The organism is Methylobacterium nigriterrae (assembly GCF_037106235.1).
Lineage (GTDB): Bacteria > Pseudomonadota > Alphaproteobacteria > Rhizobiales > Beijerinckiaceae > Methylobacterium > Methylobacterium nigriterrae.
Window position 1 is genome coordinate 31,585 of record NZ_JBAWTG010000015.1, and the last position, 16,787, is coordinate 48,371.

Annotated in this window: 12 protein-coding genes; 9 read left to right on the forward strand and 3 right to left on the reverse strand. The window is 71.1% G+C overall.

The window, feature by feature from the left end; genetic code table 11:
- The first annotated feature begins 190 nt into the window (after window positions 1-190).
- The 3 genes from WDW90_RS10745 (at window position 191) to WDW90_RS10755 (ending at window position 8,413) form a co-directional block, all read left to right on the forward strand.
- The gene (locus WDW90_RS10745) at window positions 191-6,001 is read left to right on the forward strand and encodes a HAMP domain-containing protein (RefSeq protein WP_336487378.1); all 5,811 of its coding nucleotides are present in this window, start codon (window positions 191-193) and stop codon (window positions 5,999-6,001) included.
- Window positions 5,998-8,043 carry a response regulator gene (locus WDW90_RS10750; RefSeq protein ID WP_336487379.1) on the forward strand — a complete coding sequence of 682 codons (2,046 nt, stop codon included), beginning with the start codon at window positions 5,998-6,000 and terminating at the stop codon, window positions 8,041-8,043. Before WDW90_RS10745 ends, WDW90_RS10750 begins: the two co-directional genes overlap by 4 nt.
- A gap of 169 nt (window positions 8,044-8,212) precedes the next feature.
- On the forward strand, window positions 8,213-8,413 hold the full coding sequence (locus tag WDW90_RS10755; protein ID WP_336487380.1) for a DUF1192 domain-containing protein: 201 nt from the start codon (window positions 8,213-8,215) through the stop codon (window positions 8,411-8,413).
- Between the two features lie 49 nt (window positions 8,414-8,462).
- On the opposite strand, the gene WDW90_RS10760 is transcribed toward WDW90_RS10755, so the two are convergent.
- Window positions 8,463-9,674 (reverse strand): MBL fold metallo-hydrolase, encoded by a 1,212-nt coding sequence (locus WDW90_RS10760; RefSeq protein WP_336487381.1) that lies wholly within the window; start codon window positions 9,672-9,674, stop codon window positions 8,463-8,465.
- A 202-nt stretch (window positions 9,675-9,876) separates the two neighbouring features.
- Complete coding sequence (gene rocD, locus WDW90_RS10765) at window positions 9,877-11,079, reverse strand: ornithine--oxo-acid transaminase (protein ID WP_336487382.1); 1,203 nt, start codon at window positions 11,077-11,079, stop codon at window positions 9,877-9,879.
- 163 nt (window positions 11,080-11,242) lie between these two features.
- Between rocD and WDW90_RS10770 the strand changes: the two genes are divergently transcribed.
- From WDW90_RS10770 to WDW90_RS10795, 6 genes are all read left to right on the forward strand, one after another.
- The gene (locus tag WDW90_RS10770) at window positions 11,243-11,416 is read left to right on the forward strand and encodes a hypothetical protein (protein ID WP_336487383.1); all 174 of its coding nucleotides are present in this window, start codon (window positions 11,243-11,245) and stop codon (window positions 11,414-11,416) included.
- A 360-nt stretch (window positions 11,417-11,776) separates the two neighbouring features.
- Complete coding sequence (locus tag WDW90_RS10775) at window positions 11,777-12,367, forward strand: PAS domain-containing protein (RefSeq protein ID WP_336487384.1); 591 nt, start codon at window positions 11,777-11,779, stop codon at window positions 12,365-12,367.
- 117 nt (window positions 12,368-12,484) lie between these two features.
- The gene (locus WDW90_RS10780) at window positions 12,485-12,823 is read left to right on the forward strand and encodes a DUF6894 family protein (RefSeq protein ID WP_336487385.1); all 339 of its coding nucleotides are present in this window, start codon (window positions 12,485-12,487) and stop codon (window positions 12,821-12,823) included.
- Window positions 12,824-13,071: 248 nt separating this feature from the next.
- Window positions 13,072-13,326 carry a hypothetical protein gene (locus WDW90_RS10785; RefSeq protein ID WP_336487386.1) on the forward strand — a complete coding sequence of 85 codons (255 nt, stop codon included), beginning with the start codon at window positions 13,072-13,074 and terminating at the stop codon, window positions 13,324-13,326.
- A gap of 152 nt (window positions 13,327-13,478) precedes the next feature.
- Window positions 13,479-15,287 (forward strand): adenine deaminase C-terminal domain-containing protein, encoded by a 1,809-nt coding sequence (locus WDW90_RS10790; RefSeq protein ID WP_336487387.1) that lies wholly within the window; start codon window positions 13,479-13,481, stop codon window positions 15,285-15,287.
- 94 nt (window positions 15,288-15,381) lie between these two features.
- Window positions 15,382-16,113 (forward strand): DUF4198 domain-containing protein, encoded by a 732-nt coding sequence (locus tag WDW90_RS10795; RefSeq protein ID WP_336487388.1) that lies wholly within the window; start codon window positions 15,382-15,384, stop codon window positions 16,111-16,113.
- Window positions 16,114-16,171: 58 nt separating this feature from the next.
- Here WDW90_RS10795 and ureG read toward each other — a convergent pair whose 3' ends face one another.
- Window positions 16,172-16,786, reverse strand: a complete 615-nt coding sequence (gene ureG, locus WDW90_RS10800) for an urease accessory protein UreG (RefSeq protein ID WP_336487389.1) — start codon at window positions 16,784-16,786, stop codon at window positions 16,172-16,174.
- Window position 16,787 lies beyond the last annotated feature (1 nt).

Here is a 16,787-nt window from a genome sequence, read left to right on the forward strand (position 1 = left end):
GCCCGTGTTGTCAGCGCGCGAAATGCTATGGTGCGCACGCGCCGCTGCGCCTAGTAAGCAGCAGTTCACTTGGCGCGCGCTATCGCACGCCGGGGATCGACAACGAGCGGGATGTCCGCTCGTATCGCAACGCTGATCGAAGACGGGTGCCCCGCGCCCGTCGGCACACCTGTCCGGAAGGGGCGTCCGCATGACGGCAGCCACGTCGCAGCTCGAGCCGAAGCTCCTCCTCAAAAGCCTGCGCGCCTTCCGCAAGGGCGACTTCTCGGTGCGGCTTCCCCTCGACCTGACGGGGATCGACGGGGAGATCGCCGAGGCCTTCAACGACATCGTGGAGCTCAACCAGGGGCTCGTGCGCGAGCTCGACCGGGTGGCGCGCACGGTCGGCAAGGACGGGCGCATCGGCGAGCGCGGCAAGCTGCCGGCGGCGACCGGCTGCTGGGTCGACTGCATCGATTCGGTCAACGCGATGATCGGCGACCTCGTGCAGCCGACCACCGAGGTGGCGCGCGTGATCGGCGCGGTGGCCAAGGGCGACCTCGGCCAGACCATGCAGATCGAGATCGAGGGCCGCCCGCTGCGGGGCGAGTTCCTGCGCATCGGCAAGGTCGTCAACACGATGGTGGACCAGCTGAACTCGTTCGCCTCCGAGGTGACGCGCGTCGCGCGCGAGGTGGGCTCGGAAGGAAAGCTCGGCGGCCAGGCCCAGGTGAAGGGCGTCGGCGGGACCTGGAAGGACCTGACCGACAACGTGAACCTGATGGCGGCGAACCTCACCGGCCAGGTCCGCAACATCGCCGAGGTCACGACCGCGGTCGCCAACGGCGATCTGTCCAAGAAGATCACCGTCGACGTGAAGGGCGAGATCCTCGACCTCAAGTCGACCTTCAACACGATGGTGGACCAGCTGAACTCGTTCGCCTCGGAGGTGACGCGCGTCGCGCGCGAGGTCGGCATCGAGGGCAAGCTCGGCGGCCAGGCCCAGGTGAAGGGCGTCGGCGGCGTCTGGAAGGACCTGACCGACAACGTGAACATGATGGCGGAGAACCTCACGGGGCAGGTCCGCAACATCGCCGAGGTCACGACCGCCGTGGCGCGGGGCGATCTCTCGAAGAAGATCACCGTCGACGTGAAGGGCGAGATCCTGGCCCTCAAGCTCACCATCAACACGATGGTGGACCAGCTGAACTCGTTCGCCTCGGAGGTGACGCGCGTCGCCCGCGAGGTGGGCTCGGAGGGCAAGCTCGGCGGCCAGGCCCAGGTCGAGGGCGTCGGCGGGACCTGGAAGGACCTGACCGACAACGTGAACATGATGGCCGCGAACCTCACCGGCCAGGTCCGCAACATCGCCGAGGTCACGACCGCGGTCGCCAACGGCGATCTCTCGAAGAAGATCACCGTCGATGTCCGCGGCGAGATCCTGGAGCTGAAATCGACCATCAACACGATGGTGGACCAGCTGAACTCGTTCGCCTCGGAGGTGACGCGCGTCGCCAAGGAGGTCGGCTCGGAGGGCAAGCTCGGCGGCCAGGCGCAGGTGCGCGGCGTGGCGGGCACCTGGGCGGACCTGACCGACAACGTGAACCTGATGGCGGCGAACCTCACGGGGCAGGTCCGCAACATCGCCGACGTCACCACCGCGGTCGCCAACGGCGATCTCTCGAAGAAGATCACCGTCGATGTCCGCGGCGAGATCCTGGAATTGAAGAACACCATCAACACGATGGTGGACCAGCTGAACTCGTTTGCCTCCGAGGTGACGCGCGTCGCCAAGGAGGTCGGCTCGGAGGGCAAGCTCGGCGGCCAGGCCCGCGTGGAGGGCGTGGCGGGCACCTGGGCGGACCTGACCAACAACGTGAACCTGATGGCGGAGAACCTCACGGGGCAGGTCCGCAACATCGCCGACGTCACCACCGCGGTCGCCAACGGCGATCTCTCGAAGAAGATCACCGTCGACGTGAAGGGCGAGATCCTGGAGCTGAAATCGACCATCAACACGATGGTGGACCAGCTGAACTCGTTCGCCTCGGAAGTGACGCGCGTCGCCCGCGAGGTCGGCACGGAGGGCAAGCTCGGCGGCCAGGCCCAGGTGAAGGGCGTCGGCGGCGTCTGGAAGGGGCTGACCGACAACGTCAACATGATGGCCGCGAACCTCACGGGGCAGGTCCGCAACATCGCCGAGGTCACGACCGCGGTCGCCAACGGCGATCTCTCGAAGAAGATCACCGTGGCGGTCGAGGGCGAGATCCTGGAGCTGAAATCGACCATCAACACGATGGTGGATCAGCTGAACTCCTTCGCCTCGGAAGTGACGCGCGTCGCCCGCGAGGTCGGCATCGAGGGCAAGCTCGGCGGCCAGGCCCAGGTGCGCGGCGTCGGCGGGACCTGGAAGGACCTGACCGACAACGTGAACATGATGGCCGCGAACCTCACCGGCCAGGTCCGCAACATCGCCGAGGTCACGACCGCGGTCGCCAACGGCGATCTCTCGAAGAAGATCACCGTCGATGTCCGCGGCGAGATCCTGGAGCTGAAATCGACCATCAACACGATGGTGGACCAGCTGAACTCGTTCGCCTCGGAGGTGACGCGCGTCGCCCGCGAGGTGGGCTCGGAAGGAAAGCTCGGCGGCCAGGCCCAGGTGAAGGGCGTCGGCGGGACCTGGAAGGACCTGACCGACAACGTGAACATGATGGCCGCGAACCTCACCGGCCAGGTCCGCGGCATCGCCAGCGTCGTGACGGCGGTGGCCCAGGGCGACCTCAAGCGTAAGCTCTCGGTCGACGCCAAGGGCGAGATCGCGGCGCTCGCCGACACCGTCAACGAGATGATCGAGACGCTCGCCACCTTCGCCGATCAGGTGACGAACGTGGCCCGCGAGGTGGGCGTCGAGGGCAAGCTCGGCGGGCAGGCGCGCGTGCCGGGCGCGGCGGGGCTGTGGCGCGACCTCACCGACAACGTGAACCAGCTCGCGGCGAACCTCACCACCCAGGTCCGCGCCATCGCCGAGGTGGCCACCGCCGTGACCAAGGGCGATCTCGCCCGCTCGATCTCGGTCGAGGCGTCCGGCGAGGTCGCCTCGCTGAAGGACAACATCAACGAGATGATCCGCAACCTGCGGGACACGACGCTCAAGAACGCCGAGCAGGACTGGCTGAAGACGAACCTCGCCAAGTTCACCCGCATGCTGCAGGGCGAGCGCGACCTCGCCACGGTCTCGAACCTGATCCTGTCCGAGATCGCGCCGCTGGTGAGCGCGCAGCGCGGCGTGTTCTACATGGTCGATCGTGACGGCGGCGAGCCGGTGCTCGACCTCGTGGCGAGCTACGCCTTCACGGAGCGCAAGAACCTCTCGAACCGCTACCGGATGCGCCAGGGTCTCGTCGGCCAATGCGCCTTCGAGAAGAAGCGCATCCTGCTCACCCACGTGCCGGGCGACTACATCACGATCGGCTCGGCGCTCGGCGAGGCGGCGCCGCTGAACATCATCGTGCTGCCGGTCCTGTTCGAGCAGGAGGTGCGGGCCGTGATCGAGCTCGCCTCCTTCAACCGGTTCAGCGAGACGCACCAGTCCTTCCTCGACCAACTCACCGAGTCGATCGGCATCGTGCTCAACACGATCGCCGCCAACATGCGGACGGAAGGGCTCCTCAAGCAGTCGCAGCTGCTCACCGGCGAGCTGCAGAGCCAGCAGGAGGAATTGAAGCAGACCAACGACCGCCTGGAGCTGCAGGCCGCCTCCCTCCAGCAATCGGAGGACCTGCTGAAGAGCCAGCGCGAGCGGCTGCAGCAGACGAACGAGGAGCTCGAGGAGAAGGCGCGCCTCCTCGAGATCCAGAAAAAGGAGGTCGAGGGCAAGAACCGCGAGGTCTCGGTCGCCAAGACGGCGCTCGAGGAGAAGGCCGAGCAGCTGGCGCTCACCTCGCGCTACAAGTCGCAGTTCCTGGCCAACATGAGCCACGAGCTGCGCACGCCGCTCAACAGCCTGCTGATCCTCTCCAAGCTTCTCTCGGAGAACCGCGACGGCAACCTGAGCGACAAGCAGCGGGAATTCGCCAAGACCATCAACGCGGCGGGCACCGACCTCCTGTCGCTCATCAACGACATCCTCGACTTGTCGAAGATCGAGTCGGGCACCGTCTCCCTCGAACTCGGCGACGTCTCGCTGCAGGATCTCGTCGACCACCTGGAGCGGACCTTCCGGCAGATCGCGGTGGAGCGGCACCTCGCCTTCGAGATCGCGGTGGCGCAGGGCCTGCCCCGGACAGTGCGGACGGACACGAAGCGGCTGCAGCAGGTGCTGCGCAACCTCCTGTCGAACGCCTTCAAGTTCACCGACCAGGGCGGCGTGACCCTCCGGATCGGCTCGGCCGAGGGCTCGCCGCTGCGCGCGGGCAGCCAGTGGCTGGCGCTGTCGGTGAAGGATACGGGCATCGGCATCGCGGAGGACAAGCAGCGCATCATCTTCGAGGCGTTCCAGCAGGCCGACGGCACCACCAGCCGCAAGTACGGCGGCACAGGCCTCGGCCTCGCGATCAGCCGCGAGATCGCCCGGCTCCTCGGCGGCGAGATCGTGGTGGCGAGCCGCACGGGCGAGGGCAGCACCTTCACGCTGTTCCTGCCCTTCGAGCCGCCGGTCGCGACGGGGACCGGCCGGCAGGCGGTGCTCAACGGCGACGGTGCCGGGCCGATGCTCGGCCGGCAGCCCTCCGCCGCGATGGCGCTGTCGGCCTCGGCCGACGACCGGCACGCGATCCAGACCGGCGACCACATCGTCCTGATCGTGGAGGACGACGCCATGTTCGCCTCCGTCCTCCTCGAACTCGCCCGCGAGCGCGGCTTCAAGGGACTGATCGCGCAGGACGGGGCGACCGCGCTGGCGCTCGCGCATCGCTACAAGCCCCACGCCATCACGCTCGACATCGGCCTGCCCGACATGGACGGCTGGGCGCTCCTCGACCTCCTCAAGAACGACGCGCGCACCCGCCACATCCCGATCCACGTCATCTCGGTCAACGACGAGCGCAAGCGCGGCCTGCGGGCGGGCGCCTTCGGCTTCCTGGAGAAGCCGGTCGACCGCGAGCGGCTGATGCAGGCGCTGGCGCGCTCGAAGGAATTCATCGCCCGGCCCGTGCGCAACCTGCTGCTCGTCGAGGACGATGACGGCCAGCGCGCCGCCATCGCGGCGCTGCTCGGCAGCGCGGAGGTCAACGTGTCGGGCGTCGCGACCGCGCAGGGCGCGCTCGAGGCGGTCAGCGGCGGGCGCTTCGACTGCGCGATCGTCGATCTCGGCCTGCCCGACATGCCGGGCTCCGAGCTGATCGAGCAGATCCGGGCGATCGAGGGCTGCGCCGAGATGCCCGTCATCGTCTATACCGGCAAGGAGCTGACGCAGGAGGAGGAGCAGCAGCTCAAGCAGACCGCCTCGACGGTGATCCTCAAGGATACGGGCTCGCCCGAGCGCCTCCTCGACGAGACGGCCCTGTTCCTGCACCGGACGATCAGCAGCATCCCGCCCGAGAACCAGATCCTGGTCGAGCGCACGGACGATCAGGCCTCGCTCAAGGGCTGCCGGGTCCTCCTGGTCGACGACGACCTGCGCAATATCTTCTCTCTGACGAGCGCGCTCGAGCAGTACGGGCTGGAGGTGCTGTTCGCCGAGAACGGGCGCGACGGCATCGACCTCCTGATGGCCAACCCCGACATCGACGCGATGCTCGTCGACATCATGATGCCGGAGATGGACGGGTACCAGACCATGCGGGAGATCCGCGGCCACGAGACCTTCCGGGCCCTGCCGCTCATCGCCGTCACCGCCAAGGCGATGAAGGGCGACCGCGAGAAGTGCCTGGAGGCGGGCGCCTCCGACTACGTCTCGAAGCCCGTCGACATCGCCCAGCTCCTCGCGGTGCTGCGGGTCCAGCTGGAGCAGCGTCGCCGAGGCGCCAATGGCGCGGCCCCGCACGGCGCCGAGGCGGGGCAGGGCGGGCTCTCGCCATGAGGAATCCGCTCCCGTCGCCGCCCGACGCGCGCCCCGTCCTGGTCCCGACCGAGATCGCGGAGCGCGCGCCGATCCCCGCCAAGATCCTCATCGTCGACGACGATCGCCGCAACCTGCTCGCCGCCTCGGAGGTGCTCGCCGAGCCCGGCCTGGAGATCGTGCTGGCGGAATCCGGCGAGGACGCCCTGCGCTGGAGCCTGCGCGACGATTTCGCCGTGATCCTCCTCGACGTGCAGATGCCCCGCATGGACGGCTACGAGGTCGCCGCCCTGATCCGCAGCCGGCCCCGCACCTCGCGCGTTCCGATCCTGTTCCTGACGGCCTACAACAAGGAGGACATGCACATCTTCCGGGGCTACTCGGCGGGCGCGGTCGACTACGTGTTCAAGCCGATCCAGCCCCTCGTGCTGAAGTCGAAGGTCGACGTCTTCGTCGACCTCTACCGCAAGTCCGAGGAGATCTTCCGCAAGGCCGCGGCCGAGAAGCAGCTCCTGCTCGAGAACCTGCGGGTGCGGGGCGAGAAGCTCGAGGCCGAGCGGGCCCTGCGTCGGCGCGAGGAGCACCAGGCCGCGGTGCTGCGTGGGCTGCCCATCGCCCTCTATACGGCCGAGCTCGGCGATCTCGACCGGGCCCTGCGCTTCACCAACGACAGCATCGCGCGGATCACCGGCTTCTCGCAGGTGGCCTTCGAGGCGCCGGGCCTCTGGCGCTCGCGCCTCAACCCGGAGGATCGCGACCGGGTGGTCGAGGCCCTCAGGGGCCTGCCGGAGACGGGCGCGGCGGCGCTCGAGTACCGCTGGCGCAACGCCGACGGGGCCGAGCGTCACATCCTCGACCAGATCGTGCTCAACCGCGGCGAGGACGGCCGGCCCGGCGAGGCCTTCGGCATGTGGTTCGACGTGACCGAGCGCAAGGAGCTCGAGCTCAGCCTCCTGCACGCCTCGAAGCTCGAGGCGGTCGGCCGGCTGACGGGCGGCATCGCCCACGACTTCAACAACATGCTGAGCATCGTCATCGGCAATCTCGACCTCGTGCAGCGCTCGCTCAGCGGGGACGAGAAGGCCGAGCGGCGGGTGCAGAGCGCGATCGCGGGGGCGGAGCGCTGCGCCGAGCTGACGAGCCGGCTGCTCGCCTTCTCGCGTCGCTCGCCGCTCCAGGCCGCGCCCCTCGACCTCGGCGCGTTCATGCCGGAACTCGTCAAGCTGCTGCAGCGGACGCTGGGCGAGCGCGTCGCGGTCGAGCTCGACCTCGCCGAGGCGCTGCCCCGCATCCGGATCGACCACGCCCAGCTCGAGGCGGCCCTCGTCAACCTCGCCCTCAACGCCCGCGACGCGATGCCGGAGGGCGGCAGCCTGCGGATCGCGGCGGGACCGCATGCGGCCGGCGACCTCGACGACGCGGTGGAGATCCGCGTCGCCGATACCGGCACGGGCATGCCGCCCGAGGTGATGGCCCGCGTCTTCGAGCCCTTCTTCACCACCAAGGGCGCGGGCAAGGGGACCGGCCTCGGGCTCAGCATGGTCTACGGCTTCGTGCAGCAGAGCGGCGGCACCATCGCGCTCGACAGCGCGCCGGGGCAGGGCACCACCATCACGATCGCGCTGCCCGCCTTCCGGGGCGAGGCACCGAGCCGGGGCCGCGGCGTCGAGGACGGCACCGAGGCGGCGATGTGCGGGGACGGCCGCACCGTCCTCGTGGTCGAGGACGACCGCGACGTCCGGCAGGTCGCGACCGCGACGCTCGAATCCCTCGGCTTCCGGGTCCGGGAGGCGACGACCGGCGACGAGGCCCTGCGCATCCTCGACGAGGATTCGGGCGTCGCCTTCGTGTTCAGCGACGTCAACATGCCGGGCGCCACCACGGGCATCGCGCTCGGGCAGACCCTGCGGACCCGCTGGCCGGGAATCGGCATCCTGCTCACCTCGGGCTACGTGAAGGAGGAGCAGGATTTCGGCGGCTTCGACCTGCTGCCGAAGCCCTATCGCGCCTCCGAGCTGATCGACCGGATGCGCGGCCTGCTGCGCGAGAGCGTGATCGCCTGAGCGGGGCCGGGCTCGTCGGGCGGCTCCGGACCGCGACGCCGTCGGCCGGCTTCTCAGAATCGGAGGCGGGCGCCGGTGGCCGCCCGAGGCGCGGGCCCTCGCCGGCCCGCCGCGGCACCCTATCCTCTGACGCGCGCCGGACCGGCCGGCCCGATCGGGGAGCGGAGCGATGAGCGGATTTACGGACGACGAGGCCTTCGGAGCGCGCCGGTCCGCGGCGCACGAGGTCGGCCAGAAGCTCGACGACCTCTCGGTCGAGGATCTGGCCGAGCGCATCGCGCTCCTGCGGCGCGAGATCGAGCGCCTGGAAGAGGCCTGCGCCGCCAAGCAGGCGGCGCGGATGCGGGCCGGGTCGATCTTCAAGGTCTGACGGGGTCGGGGCAGCCGATGCCCGCCTGAGGGCGCCCGCGCGGGCGCCCTCAGGCGGGCGCGGCGGCGAAGATCAGGCGCGTGCCCGTGTAGGCGCGCACCAGCCTGTCCGGCATCTCGGCCTTGGCGATCTCGTAGAAGGGCTCGCCCGAGCAGTGGAGCGGGACGACGAAGTCCGGCCCGATCTCCTTCAGGGCCGCGACCGTCCGGCGGACGTAGTCGGGCGGGTAGGGCGCGAGGTGGAAGCCGCCGATCACCGCGTGCACCTTCTCGACCCCGGACACGGCTTGAGCCTGCCGGATCGCGTTGACGACGCCCCGGTGGCTGCAGGAGGTCAGGATGACGAGGCCGCGCCCCTTCAGGTTGAAGGCGGTGGCGATCTCGTGCCGGAACTGGTCCGGGATCGGGCCCTGGCCCTGCTCGGCCGGCGTGAGCCGGTCCGGATAGCAGCCGGAGCCGTGCGTGACGCCGAGCTTCATCGCGCTCGGCGACAGCAGCGTCTCGAAGCTGCGCTGGCCGATCTGGCCCGAGGTAAATCCGTGGCCCGCCACCAGGGCGGGGCGCTCCGTCGAGGTCACCGCCAGGCTCGCCTCCTCGAGGCCGCCGCGGTCGATCACGCCGAAATCGCCCCTGACCGGGGGCGCCGTCCATTCGCGCGCGCAGAAGCAATCCTCGCCGCCGACATGGAACGGGAGCCCCGGCCTGAGCCGCCCCCGGTTCGCCTGCAGGAAGCCCGCGAGCCCGCCGAAATGGTCGTAATGGCCGTGGCTGAGCACGAGCGCGTCGAGCTCGGAGGGGCGCAGGTCCAGGAGCTTGAGGTTGTTGTTGAGAGCCTCGGGGGTGAAGCCGAAATCGACCAGGATCCGGCGAGTCTCCTCGCCGCGCCGCGAGGTGACGTGCATCGCGAGGCCGAACTCGCTGTCGAGCGTCGGGCCCGGCGGGTGGCCGGGGGAGATGCCCCAGCCGAAATGCTCGATGACGAGCCCCTCCACCTTGCGGCCCGGGGCCACGGCGAACTGATAGCTGTCGGTGACGACGCGCACCGAGACCGCGTCGAGCTCGGGCACCGGGCCGCTGACGGGCTCGGCGAGCGCCGGGCCGGACCGGCTCAGGAGCTCGGCGAGGAGCGCGCCGAGAAGCGCGGCTCCGCCGCCGCGGATCAGGTCCCGCCGCGCCGGGTCGTCGCAGGTGATGCGCGCCCGCGCGGTCGTCGGCAGGCGATACGAGTCCGGGGATGGCGCCGAATCCGGTCTGGTAGCCATGGCAACCTCCTGCCGCTGGTCGGGTTACGAACCGAAAGCAGGGGCGCGGGACAGGACCGTCGTGCGATCCGGCCCTGTCGGGCGTCCGGAGGATGATGGTCTCACGGCGGATCATCCGCGACAAGGCGCGCTCGATCGTGTCCGGGACATGACAAGTCCCGAGCGGGGCCGGCCGCTGTCGGCCCGAGCCGGCGGGCCGCGCTCAGTGCATCAGCACGGCCTCGATGCGCTCCATCGCCCAGTCGACCTCGGCCCGGGTGATCACCAGGGGCGGGGTGATCCGGAGCGTGTGCTCGTGCGTATCCTTGGTGAGCAGGCCCCGCGCCCGCAGGGCGTCGGCCGTTGGCCGCGCCCCGCCGGCATCGGGGTGGAACTCGATCGCGAGCATCAGGCCGCGCCCGCGCACCTCGCGGATGCGGTTGCTGCGCAGCGCCCGCAGGCGCTCCAGGAAATAGGCGCCGAGCGCGGCCGAGTTCTCGATCATACCCTCCTCGACGAGGACCTTCAGGGCCGCGCGCGCCACCGCGCAGGCGAGCGGGTTGCCCCCGAAGGTGCTGCCGTGCTGCCCGGGCCTGAGGGTGCCGAGCACCGCCGTGTTCGAGAGCACCGCCGAGATCGGGTAGAAGCCGCCGCCGAGCGCCTTGCCGACGAGCGTCACGTCGGCCACGATCCCCTCGTGCTCCTCGGCGAGCAGGCGGCCGGTGCGCCCGAGCCCGGTCTGGATCTCGTCGAGGATGAGGGTCAGGCCGTGCCGGCTGCAGATCTCGCGCACCTGCCGCAGATAGCCCTCGGGCGGGATGATGACGCCGGCCTCGCCCTGGATCGGCTCGACCAGGAACGCCACCGTCTCGGAGGTGATCGCGGCCTCGAGCGCCCGCGCATCCCCGAACGGCACGATGCGGAAGCCCGGCAGGAACGGCCCGAAGCCGCCGCGCGCGTCGGGATCGGTCGAGAACGAGACGATGCCGAGCGTCCGGCCGTGGAAGTTGCCCGCGCAGACGATGATCTCGGCCCGGTCTTCCGGCACGCCCTTCACCTCGTAGCCCCACTTGCGCACGGCCTTGATGGCGGTCTCGACGGCCTCCGCGCCGCTGTTCATCGGCAGGACCTTGTGCGAGCCGGTCAGCCCCGCGAGCTCCTCGTAGAACAGGCCGAGCTGGTCGTTGCGGAAGGCCCGCGAGGTGATGGCGAGGCGCCCCGCCTGCTCGGTCAGCGCTGCCAGGATCCGGGGATGGCAATGGCCCTGGTTCACCGCCGAGTAGGCCGACAGGCAGTCGAGGTAGCGCCGCCCGTCCGTGTCGGTGACCCAGACGCCCTCGCCACGCGTCAGCACCACGTCGATCGGCCTGTAATTGTGGGCGCCGAGGCGGCTCTCGATCTCGGCGAAGTCCGGCCGGTCCATCATGGCGGTCTCCCCGCCGCGCCACGAGGAGCGTTCCGGGCGCGGCCGATGTCGCGAGGCATCATAGCAGAGCCGGGCCCGCCGCCGGCAGGGGCGCACCCCCGAATTCCCGCGGATCCGCGGCTCGGGACGCCGGCGCGCCCAAGCTCGACAGGCGGCCGGAACGGTGCGAGACTCCGCCCTCGTCCTGCCGCCCGAGCGGCCGGTCGGATCGCAGGAGGGGGTGCGCGCGATGTCGCCGGAACTACGCGAGTCGCGGGCGGCCCTGGTCCTCCTCGCCGTGGCCGTCCTCTCCGTCCTCGTCTTCGGCGCCGTGACGCTGATCAGCCAGATCGGCTGATCGCTCGCACCCTCGATTCGTCGCTGCCAGACCGGATCTCGAGCCGCCGGCCCGGAATGCCGTCGATGCCGCGCAAGCGATGCCGCGCAAGGCCGCGGGCGGTCGCGCGACCCGGACTCCGCGTCGGGCGGCATGACAGAAAGAGATCAGAAATTTCCGGAAAGGCGCGGTTAACCCTGGTTCTATGATTTCAAAGTGTTCGAAAGTATCAACGGTTGAGCTGGAAACCTCTTGCGGATACCCGCGTATGATGAATTAGATGGAATTCGATCTCTAAGTCTAAAAGTTGCGACTAAACAACATTTGTAATCCTAGATTGCATCGCTGTCTCTCAGCGGGTCTCGTTCGCGGAGGATGACCATGCTCGCAAACGCGATCGACGGGGCGTTCGAGCCGCTCGACCGTCTCAGGGCCGCCCTCGACGCCTCCGGGGTGGTCGGGACCTGGTCCTGGTCGCGCGGACCGGACCGTTGCATCCTCGACCAGGGTGCCGCCCTCATCCTGGCCGGCGACGGCAGCCTCGCCGGGATTCCGATTCCGCTCGAACAGGCCAGGGCCCGGGTCCATCCGGAGGACAAGGACGAGCTGCTCCGGCAGTTCCGGGCGCTCGGACAGGCCGGCGGCCCGCTGGTCGCCGAGTACCGCGCCGTCAGCGCCTCGGGCCGGGTCCGGACGATCCTCGATCGCGGACGGATCTCCCGGGACGCGGCGGGCGGCCACGGCCACGGCATCATCCTGGACGTCACCGAGAGTCCGCGCGGCGAGGCGGGACTCCCGACCTTCCCGGACGCGAGGCGGCCCCTCGACCTGGCCGCCGCCCACGCGATCGCCTGCCGGGGCGAGATCGACCGGCTCGGCCTGTCCGAGCTCCGGCTGATCGTCGACATGCTGCTCCTGCGTCTCGGCCAGGAACTCACCCGGATGCCGTGGAACGGCGAGGGCCTGCACTGAGGCCGGCGGCCTCGCCCTCGGGTGACAAGAGCGGGCTTTCGCGCCAAACTCGACCCCGTCGGCGCACGGGCGGCCAAAAGCCCCGGCGCCGGGAGGGGGCGGGCGACGGAAGCTGCCATGCCGAGATTCTACTTCGACGTCCGGACCCCGTCGGGGGTCGTCTGCTCCGACTACCAGGGACTCGACTGTCCCGACGCCGCCGCGGCCCTCGAGGAGGCCCACCACGGCGCCCGGTTCGTGACGCCGGGAGAATGCGCGCGCAACCCGCTCTTCTCCGGCTACAAGTTCGCCGTCACCGACGAGGCGCACCGGCTCCTGTTCACGGTGCCCTTCACCGAGCTCCAGCTCGCCGACGACGAGCCGGAGCCCCCGGCGGCGCCTGGCCGATCCCCCGCCCGGCGGAAGCGAACTCGCCCCGGCGCTCCGGCGCGGGCGCGGAGCGCCAGAGCCGGCTGACCGCGAGCGCCGCCGCGCCGATATGGATGTCCTGCAGCGGTCCCGGCAGGAACGGGTGCAGCCGGGCGAGATCAGCCCGGCGAACGGCGTCGCCGCCACGGTCGCGAGGCCGATCGCGGATCCGGCGCGCCCATGTGCACAAACGCACGGCGCGCGGGTTCGCACCATTCTAGAAGCATGGCGGTAAGACCAAATCCCGCACGGTGCCCGGCGTGTCACCCGCCGGACCGAAACGGACATTCACGGCCATGACACCACGTCTCTCCGCAGCCGTCCTGGGCCTCGCCGTCGCGCTCGCCCTGCCGGCCCTCCCGGCCTCCGCGCAGGGTAGCAAGGCGCAGGGCCGCCCCTCGCTCGAGGCCACCGCCCAGACCTTCTCGGCCCGGATGAACCGGCTCGACTCCCTGATGGGCGCGACCCCGCGCGCCAGCCTGCTGTCGCGCGAAGCGACCGAGGTTCCGGTGCGCCGCACCCGGATCCGCGACGCCAACGCCGAGCGCTGAGCGCGGGGCCTCCCGACCGGAACGGGAGCCGGCCCCGCTCGGCCGACCTTCTCGCGCCCCGCTTCTGGCCTGACCGCTCCCCGTGGCATGATGCGTGCCCCTGGCCGGCTGCCCCCCCCCCCGCGCGGGGCGCCCCGAGGCACGAGGTCGTCATGAACGCGCAGCGCCCCCTGAACCGCTTCGGTGTCGAGCCCCTCGCGGTGCTCACGCGCCGGCTCGCGGACGTGGCGGGGGGCCGGGCCGAGCCCGATCTCGTGATCGCGGGCGCGCGGGTGCTCTCGGTCTATTCCGAGCGCATCCTGCCCGAGCGCGAGGTCTGGATCGCGGGCGGCCGCATCGCCGCCGTGAAGGCCGCCGGGACCCACCAGGGCGGGGCGGCCCGCTACGACGCGCGCGGCGGCCTGCTCGCCCCCGGCCTCGTCGACCCGCACCTCCACATCGAGAGCAGCATGGTCACGGCCTGCGCCTACGCGGAGGCCGCGCTCCTCAACGGCACCACCACGATCGTCTGCGACAGCCACGAGATCGGCAACGTGCTCGACGCGCAGGGCATTGCCTGGATGCTGGAGGATGCCCGTGCGGCGCCCCTCAACATCTACCTGACGGTGCCGAGCACCGTGCCGGCGACCTCGCCCGCGCTCGAGACCGCGGGCGGCGACCTGACGCCGGACAAGATCGCCGCGCTGTTCGACGCCTGGCCCGAGGCGATCGGGCTCGGCGAGAAGATGGACTTCGTGGCGGTGGCGGACGGGGATCCCCGCGCCCACGCCATCATCCGGGCGGCTCTGGAGCGGGGGCGCCCGGTCTCGGGCCACATCTACGGGCGGGACTTCGTGGCCCCCTACGCGGCGAGCGGCGTCACCGACACGCACGAGGCGGTCGACCGCGACATCGCCGACGACCTCCTGGAGGCGGGCCTCTGGATCTACCTGCGGGGCGGGCCGCCGACGACGCCCTGGCACAGCCTGCCCAAGGCCATCGGCACGATCACGGATTACGGCGCCGCCTGGAAGCGGGCCTGCCTCTGCACCGACGACCGCGACGCCGACGACCTGCTCGAGTTCGGCCTCGACTGGGTGGTGCGGGAGGCGGTCCGGATGGGCATCCCGAAGGCCGCCGCCTGGGCGATGGGCTCGCTCCACCCGGCGACGCGCTACGGCCTCGACGGGGAGGTCGGCGGGTTCGGCGGCGGGCGCCGGGCCGACCTCGTGCTCCTCGACGACGACCTCGTGCCGCGGTCGACCTGGTACGGCGGCGAGCTCGTGGTCGAGGAGCGCCGCGTCACGCCGCGGCTCGAGGCCGCCCTGTCGCGTCCCTACCGCTACCCGGCGCCCGCCACCGCGACCGTGCGCCTGCCGGATCCGCTGCCGGCGCTGGTGCCGCCGCTGCCCGCCGGCCCCTGCACCGTCAACGCCATCCGGACGGTGCTGCCGGGCATCGAGCTCAGCCACGAGCGCGTCGCCCTCGCGCCCGGCCCGGACTGGGCCGCGACGCTCGCCGCGCACGGCCTCTGCCACGTGGCCGTGGTCGAGCGGCACGGGCTCCGGGGAAGCGTCGCGCACGGGCTCCTCAGCGCCTTCGGGCTGAGGCGCGGGGCGGTGGCGAGCAGCGTCGGCCACGATTCGCACAACCTCGTGGTGGCGGGCCTCGACGAGGCCGACATGCGGGTGGCGCTCGCGGCGATCGAGGCGCGGCAGGGCGGCGTCTGCGTGGTCGCGGACGGCCGGGTCGTCGCGATGGTGCCGCTGCCCGTGGCCGGGCTCCTCTCCGACAAGCGCGTCGGGGCGGTGGCGGCCGAGATGCGCACGCTCAAGGCCGCCTGGGCCGAGGCAGGCTGCGGCATCCCCTATATGGGCTTCAACCTGATCCCGCTCTCGGTGATCCCCCAGATCCGCCTCACCGACCGCGGCCTGGTGCTGGTGCCGGAGATGCGCCTCGTGCCACTGTTCGAGCCGGCCTGACACGCGCTGCCCGGTCCGCGCCGAGTTCCTCGCCGAGTCCCTCGCCAAGGTTGTTGCCGAGGTTTTTGTCAGCCCCACGGAGCCTCTTCCGACGATGCGACCGATCCACGCTCTCCTCGCCGCCGGCCTTCTCGCCCTCTCGCCCGCGGGCGCGCGGGCCCACGATCTCTGGCTGACGCCGGCCCCGGGCGGGGTGGCGGTGCATCTCGGCCACGCCCACGAGCCGGCGCTGCCGGCGGCCGACAAGCTCGTGCACCTGAGCGCGCTCACGGTCTCCGGCAGCGCGGCGCTGAGCGCGCGCGCCGAGCCCGGCGCCGGGGTGCTGACGGCCGCGCTCCCCTCCGGCGGCGACGCCCTGGTGTCGGGAGCCTACGACAACGGCTTCTGGGTGCGCCTGCGCGGGGGCGGCGAGCGCAACGCCGACCGGCGCTCGGCGCCGGATGCCGAGAGGAGCCAGTGGTCGATGAAGTTCGCCAAGGCGGTGCTCGGGCCCGATGCCCCCTGGGACCGGGTGCTCGGCCAGACGCTCGAGATCGTGCCCCTCGAGGCCCCGGCGGCGGCCACGGGCGCCATCCGGGTGCGCGTGCTGTTCGAGGGCCGGCCGGTCGCGGGCGCCGAGATCGAGGCCGCGAGCGGCGACACGGCCGAGGAGACCCGCGCCACCACGGATGCCGAGGGCATCGCCCGGGTGCCGCTGGCGCGGGCCGGCCAGCAGATCCTCGCGGTCGACCGCCGGGTCAGGCCCTCCCGCACCCCGGCGCTCGCCGACGCGGACAGCTACAGCGCGACGCTCGCCTTCACGACCGCCGAGCCGCGCACGAACTGAGCGCGCTTTTCGAGGCGCGACAATCCGCTTGGCCCCGTGCGGGAGAGGAAGCCGCCCCTCACGCCAGGCCGCCCGCCTCCTCGACGAAGCGGGCGACCGTGTCGGCGCCGCGTCCCTCGCGCAGGGACGCGAAGACGTAGGGCCGCGGCCCACGCATGCGGCGCGTATCCGCCTCCATGACGGAGAGGTCGGCGCCGACGAGCGGCGCGAGGTCGGTCTTGTTGACGATGAGGAGGTCCGAGCGGGTGATGCCGGGGCCGCCCTTGCGGGGGATCTTCTCGCCGCCCGCCACGTCGATCACGTAGAGGGTGATGTCGGCAAGCTCCGGCGAGAACGTCGCCGCGAGGTTGTCGCCGCCCGACTCGATCAGCACGAGGTCGAGCCCCGGGAACCTGCGACGCATCTCGGCGACCGCCGCGAGGTTGATCGAGGCGTCCTCGCGGATCGCCGTGTGCGGGCAGCCCCCCGTCTCGACGCCCAGGATGCGCTCCTCGGGCAGCGCGCCGGCCACGGTCAGGATGCGGGCATCCTCCTTGGTGTAGATGTCGTTGGTGATGGCGCAGATCTCGTAGCGGTCGCGGAACCGCCGGCAGAGCTGCTCCATCAGCGCCGTCTTGCCGGAGCCGACCGGGCCGCCGATGCCGACGCGCAAGGGACCATTGAGTGAGGGCATG